Source organism: Mesorhizobium sp. P2_B5 (assembly GCF_056404775.1).
The window spans coordinates 200892-222872 of the sequence record NZ_JBFUDJ010000006.1; the positions used below are offsets into that span (position 1 = coordinate 200892).

General features: G+C 63.1%; 21 protein-coding genes. 15 read left to right on the top strand and 6 right to left on the bottom strand.

Annotated features, from left to right (window positions below; genetic code table 11):
* Positions 1-207 precede the first annotated feature (207 nt).
* The 3 genes from AC1D1N_RS20965 (at position 208) to AC1D1N_RS20975 (ending at position 2908) form a co-directional block, all read left to right on the top strand.
* Positions 208-792 carry a hypothetical protein gene (locus tag AC1D1N_RS20965; protein WP_477350742.1) on the top strand — a complete coding sequence of 195 codons (585 nt, stop codon included), beginning with the start codon at positions 208-210 and terminating at the stop codon, positions 790-792.
* Positions 793-1064: 272 nt separating this feature from the next.
* Positions 1065-1853: a GGDEF domain-containing protein gene (locus AC1D1N_RS20970; RefSeq protein WP_477350744.1), complete on the top strand. Its 789-nt coding sequence runs from the start codon at positions 1065-1067 to the stop codon at positions 1851-1853.
* A 227-nt stretch (positions 1854-2080) separates the two neighbouring features.
* Complete coding sequence (locus AC1D1N_RS20975) at positions 2081-2908, top strand: sterol desaturase family protein (protein ID WP_477350746.1); 828 nt, start codon at positions 2081-2083, stop codon at positions 2906-2908.
* Positions 2909-2939: 31 nt separating this feature from the next.
* Here AC1D1N_RS20975 and AC1D1N_RS20980 read toward each other — a convergent pair whose 3' ends face one another.
* The 3 genes from AC1D1N_RS20980 to AC1D1N_RS20990 all read right to left on the bottom strand — a co-directional run bounded on the left by AC1D1N_RS20980 (position 2940) and on the right by AC1D1N_RS20990 (position 5743).
* Positions 2940-3242 (bottom strand): DUF982 domain-containing protein, encoded by a 303-nt coding sequence (locus AC1D1N_RS20980; RefSeq protein ID WP_192259014.1) that lies wholly within the window; start codon positions 3240-3242, stop codon positions 2940-2942.
* Between the two features lie 167 nt (positions 3243-3409).
* Complete coding sequence (locus tag AC1D1N_RS20985) at positions 3410-5491, bottom strand: ATP-dependent helicase (RefSeq protein WP_477350748.1); 2082 nt, start codon at positions 5489-5491, stop codon at positions 3410-3412.
* 87 nt (positions 5492-5578) lie between these two features.
* Positions 5579-5743, bottom strand: a complete 165-nt coding sequence (locus tag AC1D1N_RS20990; RefSeq protein ID WP_477350750.1) for a hypothetical protein — start codon at positions 5741-5743, stop codon at positions 5579-5581.
* Between the two features lie 140 nt (positions 5744-5883).
* On the opposite strand from AC1D1N_RS20990, the gene AC1D1N_RS20995 reads away from it, so the two are divergent.
* Complete coding sequence (locus tag AC1D1N_RS20995) at positions 5884-6042, top strand: hypothetical protein (protein ID WP_192259017.1); 159 nt, start codon at positions 5884-5886, stop codon at positions 6040-6042.
* Between the two features lie 29 nt (positions 6043-6071).
* On the opposite strand, the gene AC1D1N_RS21000 is transcribed toward AC1D1N_RS20995, so the two are convergent.
* Together AC1D1N_RS21000 and AC1D1N_RS21005 are read right to left on the bottom strand one after the other, a co-directional pair.
* Positions 6072-7586 (bottom strand): cupin domain-containing protein, encoded by a 1515-nt coding sequence (locus AC1D1N_RS21000; RefSeq protein ID WP_477350752.1) that lies wholly within the window; start codon positions 7584-7586, stop codon positions 6072-6074.
* 355 nt (positions 7587-7941) lie between these two features.
* Positions 7942-8910, bottom strand: a complete 969-nt coding sequence (locus tag AC1D1N_RS21005; protein ID WP_436259152.1) for a LysR substrate-binding domain-containing protein — start codon at positions 8908-8910, stop codon at positions 7942-7944.
* 111 nt (positions 8911-9021) lie between these two features.
* On the opposite strand from AC1D1N_RS21005, the gene AC1D1N_RS21010 reads away from it, so the two are divergent.
* The 6 genes from AC1D1N_RS21010 to AC1D1N_RS21035 all read left to right on the top strand — a co-directional run bounded on the left by AC1D1N_RS21010 (position 9022) and on the right by AC1D1N_RS21035 (position 15935).
* The gene (locus AC1D1N_RS21010; RefSeq protein ID WP_477350754.1) at positions 9022-9855 is read left to right on the top strand and encodes a hypothetical protein; all 834 of its coding nucleotides are present in this window, start codon (positions 9022-9024) and stop codon (positions 9853-9855) included.
* Positions 9856-9904: 49 nt separating this feature from the next.
* Positions 9905-10831 carry a DMT family transporter gene (locus AC1D1N_RS21015; protein WP_436261943.1) on the top strand — a complete coding sequence of 309 codons (927 nt, stop codon included), beginning with the start codon at positions 9905-9907 and terminating at the stop codon, positions 10829-10831.
* Positions 10824-11042, top strand: coding sequence for a hypothetical protein (locus tag AC1D1N_RS21020; protein ID WP_477350756.1), 219 nt, complete (start codon positions 10824-10826; stop codon positions 11040-11042). Before AC1D1N_RS21015 ends, AC1D1N_RS21020 begins: the two co-directional genes overlap by 8 nt.
* A 170-nt stretch (positions 11043-11212) precedes the next feature.
* Positions 11213-11659 (top strand): Ros/MucR family transcriptional regulator, encoded by a 447-nt coding sequence (locus AC1D1N_RS21025; protein ID WP_352558033.1) that lies wholly within the window; start codon positions 11213-11215, stop codon positions 11657-11659.
* Between the two features lie 134 nt (positions 11660-11793).
* Positions 11794-13671 (top strand): ABC-F family ATP-binding cassette domain-containing protein, encoded by a 1878-nt coding sequence (locus AC1D1N_RS21030; protein ID WP_477350758.1) that lies wholly within the window; start codon positions 11794-11796, stop codon positions 13669-13671.
* A 155-nt stretch (positions 13672-13826) separates the two neighbouring features.
* Positions 13827-15935, top strand: a complete 2109-nt coding sequence (locus AC1D1N_RS21035; protein ID WP_436259156.1) for a molybdopterin-containing oxidoreductase family protein — start codon at positions 13827-13829, stop codon at positions 15933-15935.
* 6 nt (positions 15936-15941) lie between these two features.
* Here the strand turns inward: AC1D1N_RS21035 and AC1D1N_RS21040 are convergent, their stop codons facing one another.
* The gene (locus AC1D1N_RS21040; protein ID WP_436259157.1) at positions 15942-16418 is read right to left on the bottom strand and encodes an Lrp/AsnC family transcriptional regulator; all 477 of its coding nucleotides are present in this window, start codon (positions 16416-16418) and stop codon (positions 15942-15944) included.
* Positions 16419-16522: 104 nt separating this feature from the next.
* Between AC1D1N_RS21040 and AC1D1N_RS21045 the strand changes: the two genes are divergently transcribed.
* From AC1D1N_RS21045 to dapB, 5 genes are all read left to right on the top strand, one after another.
* Positions 16523-17731, top strand: a complete 1209-nt coding sequence (locus AC1D1N_RS21045) for a diaminopropionate ammonia-lyase (RefSeq protein WP_477350761.1) — start codon at positions 16523-16525, stop codon at positions 17729-17731.
* Positions 17728-18954 carry an allantoate amidohydrolase gene (locus AC1D1N_RS21050; RefSeq protein ID WP_477350763.1) on the top strand — a complete coding sequence of 409 codons (1227 nt, stop codon included), beginning with the start codon at positions 17728-17730 and terminating at the stop codon, positions 18952-18954. Before AC1D1N_RS21045 ends, AC1D1N_RS21050 begins: the two co-directional genes overlap by 4 nt.
* A gap of 13 nt (positions 18955-18967) precedes the next feature.
* The gene (locus tag AC1D1N_RS21055; RefSeq protein ID WP_477350765.1) at positions 18968-20140 is read left to right on the top strand and encodes a M20 aminoacylase family protein; all 1173 of its coding nucleotides are present in this window, start codon (positions 18968-18970) and stop codon (positions 20138-20140) included.
* 108 nt (positions 20141-20248) lie between these two features.
* The gene (locus AC1D1N_RS21060; protein WP_477350767.1) at positions 20249-21052 is read left to right on the top strand and encodes an agmatinase family protein; all 804 of its coding nucleotides are present in this window, start codon (positions 20249-20251) and stop codon (positions 21050-21052) included.
* A gap of 63 nt (positions 21053-21115) precedes the next feature.
* Positions 21116-21889 carry a 4-hydroxy-tetrahydrodipicolinate reductase gene (gene dapB, locus AC1D1N_RS21065; protein ID WP_477350769.1) on the top strand — a complete coding sequence of 258 codons (774 nt, stop codon included), beginning with the start codon at positions 21116-21118 and terminating at the stop codon, positions 21887-21889.
* The last annotated feature ends 92 nt before the right edge of the window (positions 21890-21981 follow it).

Genomic DNA, 21981 nt, shown 5'->3' on the forward strand with positions numbered 1-21981 from the left:
ACTCAACAAAGTTTAAATATTGAGACAAAAACATATTTTTTTTTAGAAAGAAGATGCACGCATTGAGAACTACGATCTTTCTTCAAAGAAAAATAAAGAAACTGAAAGGACGCCTCGTACGTGGCTCTAAATGCATAAGCATCTGCCTGCTTCGATTTGCTGGCATGTTGCATTGCACAAAGTGGAATGGCAACGAAGGAGAGTGTCATGGCTAATATCACTCAAAAAATAGCTAGAACGATAGCGACGAGTGCAATTATCGTTATTTTTGTCGCTCCCGCGAATGCAGAAGGCGGAGTTGGCGTCGGTGTTGGCGCATCTATCGGCGGTGCTGGCGGTGTCAATGCCGGTCTCGGCGCCTCGGTTGGCGGTAGCGGCGGTGTCAAGGCCGGTGCCGGCGCCCAAATTGGCGGCAGCAGCGGCGTTACTGCGGGCCTCGGCGCCTCGGTCGGCGCTAGCAGCGGCATCAACGCTGGTGCTGGCGCCAAGGTTGGTGACGGCATCAAGGCCGGTGCTGGCGCCACGGTCGGCGGCAGCGGGGGTATCAATGCCGGTGTTGGCGTCAATGTCGGCAACGGCATCAACGTCGGTGTCGGCGTCGGCATCGGCAACCCGAGCAACCCGAGCAACCCGAACAACCCCAACAATCCGAACAACCCGCCGTCGGTCGTCGCCAGCATGTCGAGCAGCCAGCTGACACGCATGAAGAAGCGCTGCATCGATGTGCTCAGCAGCGAGGGCACCTACGACCGCGACCTGCGGCAGCTCTGCCTGATGATTTCCCGTCGCTGAGACGGGTTTCGCCGGGAGTGTCGAACCAGCCGTGAGGCTTTACGGCACTCTCCTACCGCATGCCCGGACTTCCCGAGGGACATGCGCTGACGAGAAGCCTCCGGCCAGTCGGAAAGCCCGCCACGCGAGTGGCGGGCTTTTTGTGACCGCCGGCATCTGCACGGCGATGGCCGTGCTTTCGACGGCTGTTAACCACATTACAATTGAAGGCGAGGTTTTAGGGTTTCATTTGTGTTCCTACTGCTAAATGGTGGACACGGTGGGAGAATGGCATGCGGATCGATCTGTCGCCCACGAGTTGGGGCAGGGTCATAGCGGTCACAGTTGTCGGCACGGCGATCTGTATCGCGGCTGCCTTCTTTGTCGATTCCTACAATTTTCCGTCGCTGTCGCCTGATGCGTTGCGCTGGGCGCAACTCACCGACCTGTTGCTGCCGCTTGTGTTGGGTGGATCGTTCTTCTCTTTCCTGATGTACAAGATGCGTCAGCTGGCCATCGCCCAGAAAGAGCTGAGCATCGTCGCGGCGACCGACAGCCTGACAGCGGTGTTCAACCGCGGCGCGTTTTCAATGCTGGTCGAAGCCTATCTCGACCAGGCGCGCAGCCAGGCCGTCGTCACTGCCGGCGCCTTGCTGATCGTCGACGCCGATCATTTCAAGACCATCAACGATCGGCTGGGTCACGATTGCGGCGATCAGGCGCTGAAGCTGATCGCCGAGACGATCAAGGCCCAGCTGCGCGGCGCCGACATTGTGGGACGCATCGGCGGCGAGGAGTTCGCGGTTTTCCTGCCCGGCGCCGACCCGTCGCAGTCCTGGCTGGTTGCCGAGGGGATCCGGCGGCGCATCCGCGAGGTCGAATTTGCCCCGGGCGGACGACCTTGTCCGCTCTCGGTGAGCATCGGCGGCGTCGCCTTCAGCGGGCCGACAACCTATGCCGACATGTTCCTGACGGCTGACCGGCACCTCTACAAGGCCAAGTCGAACGGGCGCGACCAGGTCAGTTTTGAGACAACCGGGTCGCGCGGCCTGCTGACCGGCGATCCGGCAACGTTCCATTGAGACTGAGCGATAGCGTCGGAGCAGGCCTGATCAGGCGGATCGCTGCAACGCCGACCTGACAAAGCGCAGTGGAGCTGTTACCGTCCACGATGTCGACTGCAGCAGGGCCTCATTCCTTGTCGTGAGTGTCTGAATCTGCCGGTTCACGGCGCGGCCCGTCAACAATCCGTTCATCCCTTGGCTGTTAATCTCTGGCGAGCCGATCTCCGGCTGCAGCGAGGGCAGGGGTGTCCGATCTCGTAGACCTCAAGGCGGTGCTGGTCATCGCGCTTATCTTCATTCCGCTGGAGCGGCTGTTGCCGCTGCATGCGGAGCAATCATCGACGCGCCGGCATTGGCTGAACGACGTCGTCTACCTCCTGTTCAACGGCATCATCACCAAGATCGGCCTGCTCGTCGTGATCGGCACAGCCATGCTGGTGCTCCACCAGTTTGTTCCGGCCGGGCTTACGCAGGCGGTGCAGTCGCAACCGGTCTGGCTGCAGGCGGTGGAGGTTCTGGTGCTGGCCGATACCGGCTTCTACCTGGCGCATCGCGCCTTTCACGCCGTCCCATTCCTGTGGCGCTTCCATTCGATCCACCACAGCATCGAGGAGATGGATTGGCTGGCCGCGCACCGCGTCCATCCTGTCGACCAGATCCTGACAAAATCGGCCTCGTTGGTGCCGGTTTTCGCGCTCGATTTTTCGAGCACCGCCATACTGATCTTCACACTGATCTATCAGTGGCAGTCGCTGTTCATCCATTCCAACACGCGTATCAAGGTCGGACCGTTGAAATGGCTTCTGGCGTCACCGCAGTTTCATCATTGGCATCATGCCAATGAGCGTGAAGCCTGGGACAAGAATTTCGCTGGGCAGCTGCCTTTGCTCGACATGCTGGGAGGCACGTTGTTCATGCCCGACAGGATGCCGCAGAAATACGGCACCGATGATCCGGTCCCGCCGCTCTATCATCAGCAGCTTGCCTATCCGTTTGTCGGCAGCACCGAACAGCTCGCGCAAGCTGCAAGGCTGGCCGAAGCCTCACCGACGTCGGCCGGCAAGTCCGATTGATCTTTTCGGCAGTCAGGTTTGATCCGCCGTCTCAGGCGGCGTAGCCGCCATAGCCACGCGCCACTGGCTTGACCGAGATGATCGGCTGGACAGGTGGCCAGAGGATGCCGGCCGTCACCGCAAAGGTGATCAGCGCATCGCGCGCGGCCTCAGTCGAGATTTCGCCGGCGCGTGCCGCCTCGCAGGCCTTCACCGCGGCGCCATAGCTCACGCGTCGGCGCGACGGCGGAAATTCGGTCAGGAAATCATGCATTTCGAACAGCGAAGCGAGCATGCGTTTGTGGCCGGCGCCAACGGTGACGGCAACCGGGGTGAAGAATATCGCGTCGTGCATTCTGGCCTCTCTGGATGGGCGGAAGGGCGACGGTAGCCGCTCTCCGATCAAGGGTTGGACGCCGAAAAACGCGGCGCGGGGCCTGAGGTTCCATGAGAGATGCCATGACAGGGAGATTTGCTTTTTGAGGTCGCTTCCCGGTCGGCATCCGCGGCTGCGGCCGGCGGCTATTTCCACATGCCGCGCATGCGGGCGCCAAGGTCGACCCTGACTTCAGGTCTGTGGCGCGGATCGTCCTTTGCGTGGACGCTCGCCCACGAGGTCTGCTCGAAGGCGCCAAGGATCGAGGCCGGGATGAAGCGGCTGCGTGAGGCATAAAGGTTGCGGTCGCCGCGCGCCGGCTGGTTGTGCGGATAAAAGCGCTGCGGCGTCACCAGGTGCAGGCCGTCCTTGGCCCGCGTCATTGCGACGTAAAGCAGCCGGCGCTCCTCCTCGATGTCTTCCTTTGTGCCGACGCCGAGATCGGCCGGGATGCAGCCATCGACGGTGTTGAGCACGAAGACGTTCTTCCATTCCTGGCCCTTGGCCGAATGGATGGTCGACAAGATCAGATAGTCCTCGTCGCGATGCGGCGGCCCGGCCTGGTCGCTGGTCGCATCCGGTGGATCAAGCGTCAGTTCGGTCAGGAAGCGCTCGCGCGAGGCGTAGCCGGAGGCGATTTGCTCGAGCTGCATGAGGTCGGCTCGCCGCGTCGTTGCATCCTCATGCATGCGCTCAAGATGCGGCTCGTACCACAGCCTGACCTGTTCGAGATCGGCCGGCCATTTGCCTGACCTGGCGCGCAGGCCGGAAAACAGGGAAACGAAAGCTGGCCAGTCCTCCGCAGCGCGTTGCGGCGGCCGGTAGCGGGCCAGCCCCATCGCTTCATCGAGCGATGTCGCCATGGTCTCGACGACGGCGCTGGCCGCCGAAGGGCCGATGCCAGGCAGAAGCTGCAGCACGCGAAAGCCGGCGACACGGTCGCGCGGGTTCTCGGCAAAGCGCAGCACCGCCAGCACGTCCTTGACGTGGGCAGCGTCGAGGAATTTCAGCCCGCCGAACTTGACGAACGGGATGTTGCGGCGCGTCAGCTCGATCTCCAGCGGCCCGCTGTGATGCGAGGCGCGAAACAGCACCGCTTGCGATTTGAGCACCGTGCCGGCCTCGCGCTCGGCAAGGATCGCCTGGCAGACATAATTTGCCTGTTCGGCCTCGTCGCGCACGCTGACCAGTTTCGGCTTTTGTGAGGATTTGCGCTCCGACCACAGATTCTTGGTGAAGCGCTCCGACGCCTCGGAAATCACCGCATTGGCCGCCGCCAAAATGGTCTCGGTCGAGCGGTAGTTGCGCTCCAGCATGATGACGTCTGCGGCTCGGGCGAATTGCTGGGGGAAATCCAGGATGTTGCGCACCTCGGCGGCGCGGAACGAATAGATCGACTGCGCGTCGTCGCCGACCACCGTCAGTCCGGCGCCGTCCGGCTTCAGCGCTGAAAGGATCGAGGCCTGCAGCCGGTTGGTGTCCTGGTATTCGTCGACCAGCACATGATCAAAACGGGAAGAAAGATGCGTGGCGATTTCAGGCTCGACCGCCATCTGCGCCCAGTAGAGCAGGAGGTCGTCGTAATCGAGCACGTTCTGCGCCTGCTTGGCCTCGACATATCCGGCGAACAGCTCTTTTAGCTGTTCGGCCCACCCCGAGCACCAGGGGAACGCCGCGCCCAGCACCTCGCCGAGCGGCGCCCGCGCGTTGACAGTGCGCGAATAGATCGCCAGGCACGTGCCCTTGGTCGGAAAACGGCTTTCGGTCTTCGAAAAGCCGAGCTCATGCCGGGCAAGATTCATCAGGTCGGCGGAATCCTCCCGGTCGTGGATGGTAAAGGCCGGATCGAGGCCGATCGTCGGCGCATAGTCGCGCAGCAACCGGGCACCGATGCCGTGAAACGTGCCCGCCCAGGCCAGCGCGTCGGCGATGACGGACGCGTCGCGGCCCAGCACCTCGCCGGCAATGCGTTCGACCCGCCTGGCCATTTCGGTGGCGGCGCGGCGCGAGAACGTCATCAGCAGGATGCGCCTCGGGTCGGCGCCCTTGACGATCAGGTGCGCAACCCGGTGGGCCAGCGTGTTGGTCTTGCCGGAGCCGGCGCCCGCGATCACCAGCAACGGTCCCGCGATCTGGCCGTCGCCATGTTCGACGGCCAGCCGCTGCTCGGCGTTGAGCTTGGCGAGATAGGCGGGTTGCAAGGTCGAATCATTGATGGCGATGGTCATCGCCCATCAAGCATCGTTTCTGCTTTGTTCGCAACGGGCTAGCGCAGCCCGGCCTACCGGGCCTTTATCCCTGTGGGGATGGCTGGCCTACCTTCGCGGAGCGACTCCCATTGCCGCCGACTGGCGTCGCAAGGCGCGTTCATCGCCGGGCATCGGCAGCGGATCGAAATCGTCAGGCACCTCGTCGATGACTTTTCTGGCGGCACGATAGGCCGCATAGGCGACAAGGCCGGTTATGAGCAGACGGATCATGGCGCGATCTCCTTCGGGCAACCAACCCGGGGGGGCGGCATTTGGTTCCAGCCGGCGGGAGGCGTCGCCTGCGGGCGTGCAACCAAAGCCGAACCACCTCGTTGCCTTTACGAAGGAGAGGGCAGACCTAGGAGGTTGCCATGAAGAGGCTTCTGATTCTGTTTGCCGCAGGCCTGGCGCTCGCGGCCTGCGACAGCGACATCCAGCCAACCAAAGCCCCGGTGCTCGATCAAACCCCGCAGACGGATTCGGCGCCAAAGCCGGCAACTGGTGGCGAACAACCGCCACCGGCGCAATAGATCGGGGTCATCGCGGCCAGGATGAATCTTTACCGCCCCAGCAGATTTCGGGCGGCGTGAAGCAGGGTGGACCAGCGCGATACGGCCTTGTCCAGTTCGAACACGAGATAACGCGCGGGTTCGGCGCCCATGGACTTCAGCCCATGCATTGCACCAGCAGGGTGGTAGAGCAACGCAGGAGCTGAAATCCTCTTGCCCAGCGTCTCAATCGCACCGGAAAACAGGACAATGCCCACGTCATAACGGTCGGCATGGGGCGCGTAGCCGACGCCAGGCATCGCGATCGAGACATGACAGTGCAGTCGATCGAGCCATCTGGTTCTCGCATTGAGGATCGTTCCCCGGTTGCGCTTGCCGAGATCCGCCGCGGCAAACAGCGTGTCTGAGCCCCGCACGAAGGCCAGCTTCGACGCCTCGCCCGGCGCATGGCCTCGCTCGTTGCGCCATTTCAGCATCGTGTAGAGCACTGGTTTGTCGCTGGCATTGACCAGCGTGTGCGGCTGGAAGGCGGGGTAATAGGCGAAATCGCCTGCGTTCATCGTCTCGCGTCGAACGCTTTCAGACCCGACATCGTCGGCGGTTATCAACGCTGCTTGTCCCGAAATGACGATGAGGATCTCTTCTTCCACATGAGCGTGCAGCGGATGCGGCGTGGCGCCGGGCGCCAGTACCGATGAGTGCGCGTCCATGAATTCGATCTTAGCCGTGCGGCCGCGAAAGTGTGGCATCGAGGCGAAATGTGCCACCGGCTTGGCCGGCAGTTCGGGCAGATCGAACGCGGCGTTCGGTATTGCGGCAAGCCTGCGCGCGCCGGGCGGTCTGGCGATCTGGTTGACACCGATCGGCGAGCGGCCGGAAACGACCAGTACCGGCGGCCGTGGCTCCGTCTTGAAACGAAACGGCCATTCGAAGGCTTCAGGAATGAAGACCGGGCGGTCGGCGCGGGCATATTGCAGCAGCAAGGCGACGCGAGTGGTCGTCGACGGATTGTGCGAGCCATGCCAGGCTCTGCCGTCAAATACCAGCGCGGCACCGTCGCAAACGTCGGGCTGAACGATTGTTGCGTCTTGAGCAAAAGTCCGCGCTGCATCCAGCACAGCCGCATCGGAATTTTCCGTCGCATTCATTCCAAGCCTGGCTTTGATCTCCTGAACCGTTGCGCCATAGCGGTGCGAGCCCCTGACGAATTTGAGGCCCGACGCGGAATTTGTGTTCTCCAGCCCGAGCCACACGGTCAGGAAGCCGCCATCGGCCGATGACGATTCGACATCGCAGTGAAACGGATGCTCCGTGTCCGGACGCCTGATGACGAGATGCGCGGCCCACAGAATGATGTCTTCGCCGAGGACCGGGCGTACCAGCTCAAGGATGCGCGGGTCGCTGGCGATCTTGTAGTAGTGATGATTGGAGACAGCGGACGCCTTGCTCCAAACCTTTTTTTTCTGGCGTTCCTTGATCAGCTTGGGCAGAAGGCGGCCACGTTCCTTTCGGCTTAGAACCGGAAACGGGCCAGCGAAACCGTCGCGCTCAATGTCGTCGATCATCAATCAGCTCGCTTCAGGTGAACCCAATCGGAACCGATTGCCTGAGCCGAGAGTACGACAGGCGCGCATCGCAAAACAAGAGCGGTGAAGAAGGCCGGCGCTGCTCGGGAGGAAGCTGAAAGCGCCGGCCAAGCGGGAAAACAGGCCCGCCGCACGTCCGAAGATAGCTGAGTCTTTCCTCCGCGTCATGAGGCGAGCGCACAAGTCTCCTGGGTGGCGCCAACAGTAGAACCTGAAATCTTTTGCCGGAAATCATCGATCCGGTCGGACAGCTTTGCGAAGCCGGTGGTAGGAAACTATGGTGAAGTGCGAGAAATAGTAGTGCGCTGAGCAATAACTCTCAGTAGGAACGACCTCAGGCCATCGCATGCCGCAGCACCGGGCCGCTGGCGATCTCGGCGTCCAGCTGGCACTGCGTCAGCGCCGCCTCGGCCATGATCCACTGCTTGAACAGTTCCACTTTGCGCGCATAGGGCGCGGTGACCGGGCTGACGAAATACCAGCCGGCGGTGTTGGGGTGGTGTACGGCAAACGGCGCCACCAGCCGCTCGGCGCGGATGTCACTGGCCATATAGGCGCGGTTGGCGACTGCAAAGCCCATGCCGGCATTGGCCGCCTCATAGGACATCATGCAGGAATCGAAATAGATGCTCTTGGCCTCGCCGAGCACGGAACTCGCGCCGGCAAAACCCAACCACGACTGCCAGTTCTGCGTGCAGGTGTCGGAATGCAGCAGGGTGAAATACCTAAGGTCGTCCGGCGTCACCTTTGACAGCGGCCTGTCGCCGAGAATCTCGTGGAACAGCCTCCTGCTGCATACCGGCGTCAAATCCTCCTTGAACAAGAGGTTCGCCGCCAGGTCCGGAAAGTTGCCATCGCCATAGCGGATCTCCAGGTCGAACTCGGAAGTGGCGAACTCATTGGTGGCGTAGGAGGTCGAGACGCGCATCTCTATTTCGGGATATTGCCGCTGGAACAGCGGCAGCCGCGGAAACAGCCAACGCGCGGCGAAAGTCGGCAGCACCGAAATCTTCAGCACATGCGCCTGCGACTGTCCGGTCGCTTCCATGCTGGCCGCCACGATCCGCTCAAGCGCCTCGCGAACGCGCGACACATAGGTCTCGCCCTCGGGCGTCAGCGAAACCGCATTGCCGCCACGCTGGAAGATCTTGAAGCGCAGCTGGTCCTCGAGGCTTTTGACGCGCTGGCTGACCGCGGAAGCAGTAATAAACTGCTCTTCGCCGGCGCGCGTAAAGTTACGGTGCCGGGCGGCACTTTCGACAATCTTCAGCGAATTGAGGTTGACCTGACTGAGCAGACGCACGGGTTTCGACCTTAAGCTGGGCTTACACTAGCACCAGCATTCCTAATTTTACAGGGGTGGGCGAATTAATCGACTGTTTACCAAGTGATGCCCCCACCCTGGAGAAGTAGAATGAACGCCCATACCATTCCCGATTTGCGCTATGCGATGAGCCGTGAAGCCATTATCGGTCACGAAACAGCCTGGAAAGTGTCGAGTTTTGGCGTTGCGCAGTATCTGCACGGCTACGACCCGGCGTTGCTGGCGGCGATCGAGGAGGCGGCGTTGAAGCTCAAGTCCAGCCACGCCGTGCACAAGCATCTCGATCTGACCTTCATCACCGGCGCCGATCGCTTCATCCCGGAGATCAAAGAGCTGCTGCATGACAAGCTGCGCCTGGAACGGCTGTCCGACATGATGGGCACCAAGCTCGAGCCTTACCCGCTGTCGATCGTCGGCTCGACCGTCACCTTCATGAATCCCAAGGATGGCGCCGTCGATTGGCATTGCGACGGTGTTCCGGTCACCGAACTCATTCCGCTGTCGATCAGCATTCCGCTGGTTGGCGGCCATCTCGAAATCTACTGCGACGATTCCGAGACCGGCCGCGCCGTCCTCGAATCCGGCCGCGAGATCCCGCGCAACCGCATCATGCGCATCGACCATAAGATGAATTACGCGACGCTCGGCCAGTTTCTCGGCGTTCTGCACCGGACGGCACCGATCCAGTTCGGTGAGCGCGTCACGCTGGTGCTCAACCAGCGCTCGGTGGCCAAGCCCTATGTCGATGACAACCGCATGTTCTATCTCGCCGCCGACAATGATCATGATCGCGAATGGGTCAACGAGCTGGCCGAAGATGTCTGGACAAACCAGCTGCCGGCCTATCGCCGCTTCGAGGAAGAACGTCCGGTTGCGGTGGCGGCCGATGCGCCGTTCCCGGGCGGCTCAAGGGAATCATGGTAGCCAGAGCATAGAAGTGGACACCGGTTTGACCGTCGGTTCGGAAGAAATCATGGTCGGCGATAGGGGCAGGGCACCATCCCGGCGGTTCCGGGATGGATCGGGCTCGCCATCGGCCCTGGTCTTCGCTGCCGGCGCGGTCGCGCTGTGGTCGACAAACGCACTGGTCGGCAAATCCCTGCTGGCCAGCCACCCGGTGTCGCTGGTGCAGTTGCTGCAGTTTTGCGGAGCGGCGCTGGTGTTCGCCGTCATCCATTTGGCAAGCCGCAAGGAGGCAGTGCCGGAAAACGCAGCCACGGGTGCGCGGGCGGTCGCGGTCGGCATCATCGGTCTGGTCGGCACCATGGTGCTGCAATACATCGCCTTTGCCTCCATGCCCGTGATCGAGGCCAATCTCGTCGCCTACACCTGGCCGCTGATGGTTGCGGCGGCGGTCATCGTGCTGGGCAAGCCGCAGCGCCCCGTGCTCCTCGGCCTGACTGCCGTGCTCGGCTTTGTCGGCGTGGTGCTGGTGATCTCGGGTGGTCGCGGCCAGCCTTTTCTCCAGGGCAGCATCGTCGGCTATCTCGCCGCCTTCGGCTCAGCGCTGTGCATGGCGTTCTATTCGATCGCGGTCGCTCGCCTGGCCACACCGTCGGAACGTTTGCTCTTGCCTTCGGCACTGGTCGGCGTCGGCCTGACCTTGCTGTGGTGTGTTCACGACGGCGCGGCTTGGCCATCTGGCGCGGACCTTCTGCTTGGCCTCTATCTCGGCGCCGGTCCGATGGGGCTTGGCTATTATTTCTGGTCGCGCGCCTTGAAGCTCGAAGGCGGCGGCAAGGTTGCGGTTGTCGCCTATTTGACGCCGATCGCCTCGACGCTGCTGCTGACGCTGTCCGGTGAGAGCCTGACGCTGACCGCGATTGCCGGTGCGGCCATCGTCATCGGCAGTTGCATTGCGGTGGGCATAGAACGCTCGGAGGCTGAAAACCATGCTTGACGACGATGAACGCCTCGCCAGACAGGAAGCATACTGGCTGATCAAGGAGTTCGGCGCCGAGGCGCCGCTCTATGCCGCGATGAAAGCCGAAAAGGCGATCGAGCAAAAGGATTTCGGGCGGTGCGCCCGCTGGAAACGTATTCTAGAGATATTGGCCGACTCCACACCCGTCAGCTCCGCAACGGTGAAATCGGCTGCGTCGAAGTATTAGATTTTCTAATTTGCAACGTTGCAACCGGATGTGGAAACATCCTCCTGCACCGATTCTTGATGATTTACTCACGCTTAACGACCCGCTGGGGGGGTGCTGTTAAGTGGATACATCGAGAACACTCTTCAAAAAAAAGCCGGCAACTGCATCACCGGCGGGAGAAAAACAAATTGCAAACTCTCGACAACAAGACTGCTATTGAACTGACCGCCGACATTGTATCGGCCTATGTCGGCAACAATCCATTGCCAGCTTCTAGTCTACCGGACTTGATCGCAAGCGTCAGCGCTTCGGTTCGTAAGTTGGGCAGTGCCGCCGCCGTGGAGAGCCCTGTGCTTAACCCGGCCGTCAATCCGAAGCGTTCGGTGTTTCCCGACCACATCGTCTGCCTCGAGGACGGCAAGAAATTCAAGTCGCTGAAGCGCCACTTGATGACCGATCATGGCCTCAGCCCGGACGAGTATCGCACCAAATGGAGCTTGCCGCCGGACTATCCGATGGTGGCGCCGAACTATTCCGCGACCCGTTCGGCATTGGCCAAATCCTCGGGCCTCGGCCGCAAGCCGGCCGTTCCGGCCGCCACGGCCAAGGTGACGAAGCGCAAGACGAAGGCCTGACCTAGGTCGTCTCTAAAAGTTAGCAGTTTGCAGTCATGGACGGCGCGCCTCAGGCGCGCCGTTTTCATGCCTTATGCCCCCGCCGGCCCTCCAAGCCCTTGCGAAGCGCCGCCCTCCCGTGCAAAAGCCCCGGCATGCTTATCATCAACGACCTTTCGCTCCGCATGGCCGGACGCCTGCTTCTCGACCATGCCTCGCTGACCTTGCCGGCCGGCACCAAGGCCGGCCTCGTCGGCCGCAACGGCACCGGCAAGACGACCTTGTTCAAGGCGATCACCGGCGATTTCCCCTCCGAGACCGGCTCGGTCAGCCTGCCGAAGAACACCCGCATCGGCCAGGTGGCGCAGGAAGCGCCGGGCACCGAGGAGCCGCTGATCGAGATCGTGCTCAAGGCCGACCTCGAGCGCAGCGCATTGCTCGAGGAAGAAAAGACCGCCACCGACGCGCACCGCATCGCCGACATCCACATGCGGCTGGCCGATATCGACGCGCATTCGGCCGAGTCGCGCGCGGCCACCATCCTTGCTGGCCTCGGCTTCGATGATGCGGCGCAGCGCCGCCCGGCCTCGTCCTTCTCCGGCGGCTGGCGTATGCGCGTGGCGCTCGCCGCGGTGCTGTTTGCCGAGCCCGACCTTCTGCTGCTCGACGAGCCGACCAACTATCTCGATCTTGAAGGCACGTTGTGGCTGGAAAACTATGTGTCGAAGTATCCGCACACGGTGCTTCTGATCTCGCATGATCGCGACCTGCTTAACCGCGCCGTCAATTCCATCGTCCATCTCGACCAGAAGAAGCTGACCTTCTGGCGCGGCGGCTACGACCAGTTCGAGCGCCAGTACACCGAGCAGAAGGAGTTGCAGGAGAAGGGCCGCGTCAAGCAGGAAGCCGCGCGCAAGCATATGGAATCCTTCGTCGAGCGCTTCCGCGCCAAGGCTTCCAAGGCGAGGCAGGCGCAGTCGCGCATCAAGGCGCTGGAGAAGATGAAGCCGATCGCGGCGATCGTGAATGACACGGTGCGGCCGTTCTCTTTCCCCGAGCCGGTGAAGACGGTGGCGTCGCCGATCGTGGCGCTGAACAACGTCAATGTCGGCTACACCGAAGGCCAGCCGATCCTGAAGAAGATGACGCTGCGCATCGATGCCGACGACCGCATCGCGCTGCTTGGCGCCAATGGCAACGGCAAGTCGACCTTCGCCAAGCTTTTGTCGGGCCGGCTGAAGCAGGAAACCGGGACCATGACGGTTGCGCCCGGGCTGAAAGTGGCGATCTTCGCCCAGCATCAGCTCGATGATCTCAGGCCGGAGGAAAACGCCTACGAGCATGTCCGCCGGCTGATGCCGGAAGCACCGGAATCCAAGGTGCGCGGCCGCGTCGCCCAGTTCGGTCTCACCACCGAAAAGATGAATACGGCGGCCAAGGACCTGTCCGGCGGCGAGAAGGCGCGGCTCCTGATGGGCCTGTCAGCTTTCGAGGGGCCGAACCTGTTCATCCTCGACGAGCCGACCAACCATCTCGACATCGACAGCCGCGAATCCTTGATCCATGCGCTGAACGAGTTTCCCGGCGCCGTCATCCTGATCTCGCACGACCGCCATCTGCTGGAGGCGACCGCCGACCGGCTGTGGCTGGTCAAGGACGGCGCGGTCAATCCCTATGATGGTGACCTGGAGGACTATAAGACTTTGGTTACCGGCGTGTCCGGCGACCGTCGCGGCAAGCGCGAGGCCGAGAAGGCATCAAAGGCCGATCGCCGCCGCGATGCAGCGGCGCGCCGCGCCGCCTTCGAGCCGCTGGCCAAGGAAATCCGCGCCACCGAGGCGCTGATGGACCGCATCCGCAAGCGCATCGACCTGATCGAGGACGAACTCGCCAATCCGGCCGTTTATGAGAAGGATCCGTCGACGGCGACGAGGCTGGCCAAGGAGCGCTCGCAACTGTCACAGCAGCTTGCCGGCCACGAGGAAAAGTGGCTGACCATGTCGGCCGAGTATGAGGAAGGCACGGCGGAGTAATTACCCTCCCCCTTGTGGGGTCCGAAGGACGGGCGAGACCCGTGGCTCGCCCGGCAGTCCATCCGCGAAGCGGAGCTACGCGCCGACCCTCCCCATCAAGGGGAGGGAAAGATCTGGCCCTACACGCCGCGTCCGGAACCGGCTAAGCGGGCGCCATGAACCAGCACGCCAAGCTCCGCATCGGCCATTCAGCCTGTCCGCATGATTGCCCGTCGACCTGCGCACTCGAGGTCGAACTGCTCGACGGCAACCGCATCGGCCGCGTCCATGGCGCCAAGGCCAATACCTACACATCCGGCGTCGTCTGCGCCAAGGTCGCGCGCTATGCCGACCGCGTCCACCATCCGGACCGGCTGCTGAAGCCGCTGGTGCGGGCCGGTGCCAAGGGCGACGGCCTCTGGAAGGAATCCAGCTGGGAGGCGGCGCTCGACCTCGTCGCCGAAAAATTCATCGCAGCCGAGGAAAAATACGGCTCGGAGACTGTCTGGCCCTACTACTATGCCGGCACGATGGGACTGGTGCAACGCGACGGCATTGACCGGTTGCGCCATGCGAAAAAGTATTCCGGCTTCTTCGGCTCGATCTGCACCAATCTGGCCTGGACCGGCTGGATGATGGGGGCGGGCGCCTTGCGCGGTCCCGATCCGCGCGAAATGGCCAAATCCGACTGCGTGGTGATCTGGGGCACCAATGCCGTGGTCACGCAGGTCAATGTCATGACCCACGCCATCAAGGCGCGCAAGGAACGTTCAGCCAAGATCGTCGTCATCGACGTCTACGAGAACGCGACGATGAAGCAGGCCGATATGGGCCTTGTGCTGAAGCCGGGCACCGACGGCGCGCTGGCCTGTGCGGTCATGCATGTGCTGTTCAGGGAAGGCATGGCCGACCGCGCCTATCTCGAGAAATACACCGACGATCCCAAGGGCCTGGAAGCGCATCTGGAGACGCGCACGCCGGAATGGGCCTCCGCCATCACCGGCCTTGCCGTCGCCGAGATCGAGGCCTTCGCCCGCCTCGTCGGCACGACGAAGAAAACCTATTTCCGCCTCGGCTATGGCTTTGCCCGCCAGCGCAACGGCTCGGTCAACATGCACGCGGCGTCCTGCATCGCCGCCGTCACCGGCGCCTGGCAATATGAGGGCGGCGGCGCCTTCCATTCCAACTCCGGCATCTTCAAGCTCAACCAGGATGTGCTGGAAGGCACCGCGATGCGCGATTCCAACATCCGCTATCTCGACCAGTCGCGCACAGGCCCGGTGCTGACCGGTGCGGCGGACGCACTCTATGGCGGCCCGCCGGTGACGGCGATGCTGATCCAGAACACCAATCCGGTGAATGTCGCGCCCGAGCAGCGACTGGTGAAGCAGGGTTTCCTGCGCGACGATTTGTTCACCTGCGTGCACGAGCAGTTCATGACCGACACCGCAAAACTTGCCGACGTCGTGCTGCCGGCAACGATGTTCCTCGAGCATGACGATGTCTACAAGGGTGGCGGCAACCAGCACATCACGCTCGGCCCCAAGCTGATCGAGCCGCCGGAAGGGCCGCGCACCAACCATTTCGTCATCGAGCAACTGGCCGAGCGCCTCGGCGTTGCCGACCGCCCGGGCTTCGGCCTGACCGAGCAGCAGCATATCGACATCATCCTGGGCAAGCGCGGGCTGGGCAGTTTCGCCGGCCTGAAGGAAGACAAGTGGGTCGACCTGCAGCCTGATTTCGAAGCCGCGCATTTCATCGAGGGCTTCGGTCACGCCGACAAGAAATTCCACTTCCGCGCCAACTGGAGCGGGCAGGCGGCGCCCAACCGGCCCCCGAAAAGCATGGGCCTGTTCGGGCCGGTGTCAGAACTGCCGGAATTCCCCGACCATGTCGACCTGATCGAGGTCGCGGACGCCGAGCATCCGTTCCGGCTGACGACATCGCCGGCGCGCAACTTCCTCAACTCGACCTTCTCGGAAACGCCGGTGTCGAGGGCCAAGGAGGGTCGGCCAGAGCTCCTGCTGCACCCGGACGATGCCGCTTCCCTCGGACTGGCTGACGGCGATCGTATCGAGGTCGGCAACCGGCGTGGCGAGGTGGTGCTGCACGCCAAACTGTTCGAAGGCATCAAGCGCGGCGTGGTGATCGCCGAGGGCATCTGGCCGAACAGCGCCCATGAGCGCGGCGAAGGGATCAATGTCTTGACCGGCGCCGATGCGCCTGCACCCTATGGCGGTGCGGCCTTCCACGACAACAAGGTCTGGCTGCGACCGGTCGGCTGATATCGGTTATCCCGGCAAAGGCACGGTGAGCCCGACCTTGACGCGGTCCATCGCAACGAAGGTGCGGAATTTTCGCACATTCTTGCTGTCGAAGAACAGTTTGCGTGTCAGCGCCTCATAGGCGCCCATGTCGGCCACGGTGATGACCAGGATGAAGTCGGCCTCGCCGGTGACGTAGTAGCATTGCTGCACTTCGGGCGCCGCCGAGAATTGCCGCTTGGCCGCGTCGATCAGGTCAGAGCGTTCGCTCTCCAGTTCGACCTCGACGAAGATGGTGATGGGCTGTCCGACCGCCGCCGGCTCGATGACGGCGACATTGCCGGCAATCACCCCCGTTTGCTCCATGCGCTTGATGCGCCGCTGCACCGCCGGCGCCGACAGATTGACGGCTTCGCCGATCAGCCGCTGCGGCGTCGTGTTATCTAGCTGCAGGATGGCAAGGATAGCGAGGTCGAAACTGTCGAGTGAAGGCGATGCAGGCAATGGAGGTATCCGGCGAAACAAACTTGCATTTGGAAGGTCCAATTAGAGCGCTCATTGCGCCTCTGCTGCAATATGATTTCGTCTGACCCTCAAGGAGGCCATCCGTGTTCCTGCTCAACAGCAATACCTTGCACCGCGAACCGCTCGAACCGGTCGATGCCGAAACGCTGGGGGTTGCCGGCGCCGACACGGTCGAGCGCTTTCTGGCCCATCGCAACAATCACCAGGTAACGCCGCTGCATGCCTTGCCGGCGTTGGCCGGCGAACTCGGTCTCAGCACCATCCACATCAAGAATGAAGGCCTTCGCCTCGGCCTCGGCAGCTTCAAGGCGCTGGGCGGCGCCTATGCCGTCTTCCGCCTTGTGCTGGAGGAGGCAAGCCGGTCGCTCGGCCGGCCCGTCGACCTAGCCGATCTCAACCGGCCCGACGTCCGGGCGATCGCTGCCGGCATGACGGTGGCCTGTGCCACCGACGGCAATCACGGCCGCTCGGTTGCGCAAGGGGCGCAACTCGTCGGCGCCAAGGCTGCAATCTTCGTTCATGCCGGCGTCAGCGAGGAGCGGATTGCGGCCATCGCCCGCTATGGCGCCGAGATGATCCGCGTCGACGGCAATTATGACGACTCGGTGAGGCAGGCCGCCGAGGTGTCCGCCGACAAGGGCTGGACGGTGGTGTCCGACACCTCCTGGCCCGGCTACGAACGCATTCCCGGTCTGGTTATGCAGGGCTATACGGCGATTGTGCGCGAAGCGTTGCACCAGTTGCCGCAGCCGCCAACCCATGTCTTCGTGCAGGCCGGTGTCGGCGGCATTGCCGCAGCGGTGGCCGGTCATCTCGCCATCGTGCTCGGCGATGCGAGGCCGATCTTCATCGTGGTCGAGCCAGCGCGCGCGGCCTGCGTTGTCGCGGCCGCCCAGGCGGGTCGCGTGGTCAAGGTCGCGCACGACCAGCCAACCGTGATGGCGATGCTGGAATGCTACGAGGCCTCGGCAGTCGCCTGGCGTGTGCTGGCACGGGTTGCCGACGCCTTCATGACGGTGGACGAGGATGAGGCCGTCGCGGTGATGCGGCTTCTCGCCCAGCCAAGTGCAGGCGATCCGGCGATCGTTTCAGGTGAAAGCGGCGGTGTCGGTCTTGCTGGGCTAATCCGGGCGGTGGCTGACCACAAGGTCGCTCTCGGGCTCGATAGCCAATCCCGCGTGCTGCTGATCAACACCGAAGGCGCTACCGACCCGCATCGCTATGCCGAACTGGTCGGCATGACACCGGCCGATGTGCTGGCCGGCAAGATGGCAGCCGAGGCAGCATCATGATCGCCATCGATGCGAAGCGCCTGCTAGGCCGCATCCGTGAACTCGGCGCCGTCGGTCGTGACAATGACGGCAGGCTGATCCGGCTCGCCGCGTCCGATACCGACAGGCAAGGCCGCGACCTCTTCGTCGGCTGGCTCAACCAGGCCGGGCTCGATGTCGCGATCGACCGGGTCGGCAATATCTTTGGCATCTGGCAAGGCCCCGATAGTGCCGGGCAGGCGCCCCTGCTGATCGGTTCGCACATCGACACCGTCATCGATGCCGGCATCTATGATGGCTGCTATGGCGTGCTTGCCGGGCTGGAGGTGATCGAGACGCTGAAGGCCTCGGGCTTTTCGCCCTCACGTCCGGTCGCGGTCGCCGCTTTCACCAATGAGGAGGGTGTGCGCTACACGCCCGACATGATGGGCTCGCTGGTCCATGCCGGTGGCGCCGGCGCGGACGCGATGTTGGCCGCCATCGGCACGGATGGCAGCGTGCTCGGCCAGGAACTCGCCCGCATCGGCTATGCCGGCGACCGCGAACCCGGCTTCCTCAAGCCGCACGCCTATCTCGAACTGCATATCGAGCAGGGGCCGGTGCTGGAGCGCGAAGGCGTGCCGATCGGCGCCGTGGAAAATCTGCAAGGCATCTCATGGCAGCGCATCACCATCGACGGCGCCGCCAATCATGCCGGCACCACGCCGATGTCGATGCGCAGCGATGCCGGCCACGCCGCCGCCCGCGTCATCACCTTCCTGCACGATCGAGCCAAGGTTTCGAACACGCCGACGGTCGTCACCGTCGGCGCGATGCGCTTCGAGCCGAATGCCATCAATGTCATTCCCGGGCGCGCCGTCTTCACTATCGACCTGCGCGATCCCGATGAACAGCGCCTGCAGGCACATGAGGCGGCGCTTGCCGCATACCTCGAAGAGCTTGCTGTGGTCGAGAACGTGTCGATTTCTGCCGAGCAACTGGCCCGCTTCGAGCCGGTCCTGTTCGATATCGGCATCGTCGAACGGATCGAGGCCGCCGCGAAAGATCGCGGTCTCGGCGTCAGGCGCATGACATCGGGCGCCGGCCATGATGCCCAGATGATGGCCCGCATCGCACCGGCGGCGATGATCTTCGTGCCGAGTGCCGGCGGCATCAGCCACAGTCCGCGCGAACATACCGACGATGCCGAGCTTGTCGCCGGCGCCAACATCCTGCTTGATGTCGCCACCCAGCTTGCAAAATAAGTCGGGGAGAAAAATGGCTGAACTCGATCGTGGTGCGCTGAGACGGGAGATGACGGGCTGGCGGCGCAATCTGCACGCACATCCTGAATTCGGCTTTGAGGAAAAGCGCACCGCTGCCTTCGTCGCCGCCAAGCTGCGTGAATTCGGGTTGGACGATGTCACCGAGGGTGTCGGCGGCACCGGTGTGGTCGGCACGCTGAAGCGCGGCAACGGCAACCGGGCGATTGCGCTGAGGGCCGACATGGACGCGCTGCGCATCACCGAGCAGTCGACGGCCGCCTATCGCTCGCAAAACCCCGGCTTCATGCATGCTTGCGGCCATGACGGCCACACCACCATGCTGCTCGGCGCAGCAAAACTGCTGGCTACCGAGGGCGGGTTCGATGGCACTGTGCGCTTCATCTTCCAGCCGGCCGAGGAGTGGGGCAAGGGCGCGCTGGCGATGCTCGATGACGGGCTGATGCAGCGCTTTCCCTTCGACGAGATTTTTGGCCTGCACAACATGCCCGGCCTGCCCATCGGGCATTTCGAAACCCGCGTCGGCCCGATCATGTCGGCCGAGGATAATTTCGAGATCGTGCTTAAGGGCATCGGCGGCCATGCCGCGCGGCCGCATTCCGGCAATGAAACCCTGGTTGCCGCCTGCGCGCTGGTCACCAATCTGCAGACCATCGTCTCGCGCCGGCTGAGCCCGGCCGACATATCGGTGGTTTCGGTGACCGAACTGATCACCGATGGCACGCGCAATGCATTGCCCGGCCTTGCCCGCATCCTGGGTGACGCCCGCAGTTTTCGGCCGGAGGTCAGCGCCGAGATCGAGCGGCAGATGCGCATCATCGCCGAGGGAACGGCCGCCGCCTACAATGTCTCCGCCGAGGTCACCTACACCAGGGAGTTCGTGCCGCTGCAAAATGATGCCGAACTCGTGGACGAAGCCTTTGCCGCCGCAAGGCGCGTGCTGGCCGAGAACGCAGTCGGCGTCGCGGCGGAGCCGATGACCGGTTCGGAGGATTTCGCCCGCTTCCTCGATCACGTGCCGGGCTGCTTCGTCTTCCTCGGCAATGGCGAGGCGTCAGTGCCGCTCCACAATTCCAGCTACGACTTCAATGATGACGGGCTGTTGCACGGCACCAATTTCCATGTCGCGATCGTCCGACAAAGGCTGGGCGGCGAAGCCGGGCAATAACGGCTGCCAGATCGCGAGGCCGCCTTCGCTGCTGGCCCAAGCGGCACCGCTATCGCCAGCCAGCTCCCGGGTTTAGTGAGATTGCCTGTTGCCGGAGATCGCACGCCAATGGCCAGGGTTTCGCTTCTGGGAATACCGCATGACGACAACTCGTCCTATCTCAAGGGTGCGGCCGCAGCACCCGCTTTGATCAGGCGTGAACTCGCCAGCGACGCGCACAGCTCGTGGAGCGAAACCGGGTTCGATGTGGCGGACAGTTTTCTCGACCATGGCGACATCGACTTCTCAGGCGGCGGTGATCCGTGGGAACGGATCGAAAGTGAGGTCGGCCGCGCGCTGGACGACGGCCATCCGCTGATCAGCCTCGGCGGCGACCACGCGATCGCATGGCCGCTGCTGCGCGCCGTGCGGCGCCGCCACCCCGGCCTGACGATCGTCCAGATCGATGCCCATCCCGACATCTACGAGGCCTATCAGGGCAACAAACGCTCGCACACCTCGTCTTTCGCTCGCATCCTGGAGGAAGGGCTGGCCGACCGGTTGATCCAGATCGGCCTACGCACACTCAACGACGAGCTTCGTGACCAGCACACACACTTCGGCGTCGAAGTGATCGAGGCGCGCCATTTCAGCGAGGATCTGCGGCTCGACCTCAAGACGCCGGTCTATCTCTCGGTCGATCTCGACGGCCTTGATCCGGCCTGTGCGCCCGGCGTCTCGCACCGCGAACCCGGTGGTCTTACAACCCGGCAAGTGATCGGCCTGATCCAGCGGATCGACCAACCGATCATTGGTGCCGATGTTGTCGAATACAATGCGAACCAGGATGTCTCCAACCTGACAGCGCTTGTCGCCGCCAAGCTGGTCAAGGAGATCGCCGGCATGATGCTGAAGACGCATGACGCCGCCTGAATCAATCTGGCAAGGCGGCATGGTAGACGATTGTTCGGACTCGCATTTCCAACGAAAGCCGCCATGCCGCATCCATTGAAGATAGCCATAGCCGGCGCGCTCGGCCGCATGGGCAGGCAGATGGCACTGGCCGTCGACGCCGATCCCAGGCTGGCGCTCGTGGCGCGATTCCACCGCCCTGGCAGCGCCGGCGGGGGCCTGGTCGAACGCGACGAGGCGCTGGCGATTGCCGATGTCGTCATCGACTTCACCACGCCGGCGGCCTCCGTCGAATTGGCAAAGGCCTGCGCGGCCCGCGGCGGCCCGGCACTGGTCATCGGCTCGACCGGGTTCGAGCCGGCCGAACTCGCCGCCATCGCCACTGCTTCGAAGTCCGTCGCCATCGTGCGCTCAGGCAGCTACTCGCTCGGGCTCAACATGCTGGCCGGGCTGGTCGAGCAGGCGGCGCGGGCGCTTGGCCCCGATGCCGACATCGAAATCCTCGAAGCGCATCACCGCTTCAAGGTCGATGCGCCGTCTGGCACGGCGCTGATGCTGGGCGAGGCGGCGGCGCGAGGGCGCGGCGTGATCCTCGACGATGTGGCGAGACGCGCTCGCGATGGCGTCACCGGTCCGCGCCCTGCCGGTGAGATCGGCTTTGCCGTGCTGCGCGGCGGCAGCATCGTCGGCGAGCACAGTGCGAGTTTCCTCAGCCAAGGCGAGACGCTCACGCTCTCGCATTCAGCCGGCGACCGCTCGATGTTTGCGCGGGGCGCCATTGCAGCGGCACTTTGGGTGGTGGAACGCCCGCCCGGCGAATACGACATGCGCGACGTGCTGGGTTTTACCGCCTTTTGAGATGCAATGGTAACGGCAGCGAGGGGCGGTTACGATGGTCCTTGAGCCGCCTAATCAGTCGAGATACTAAAGAAGCCGAACCGTTCGGTTCG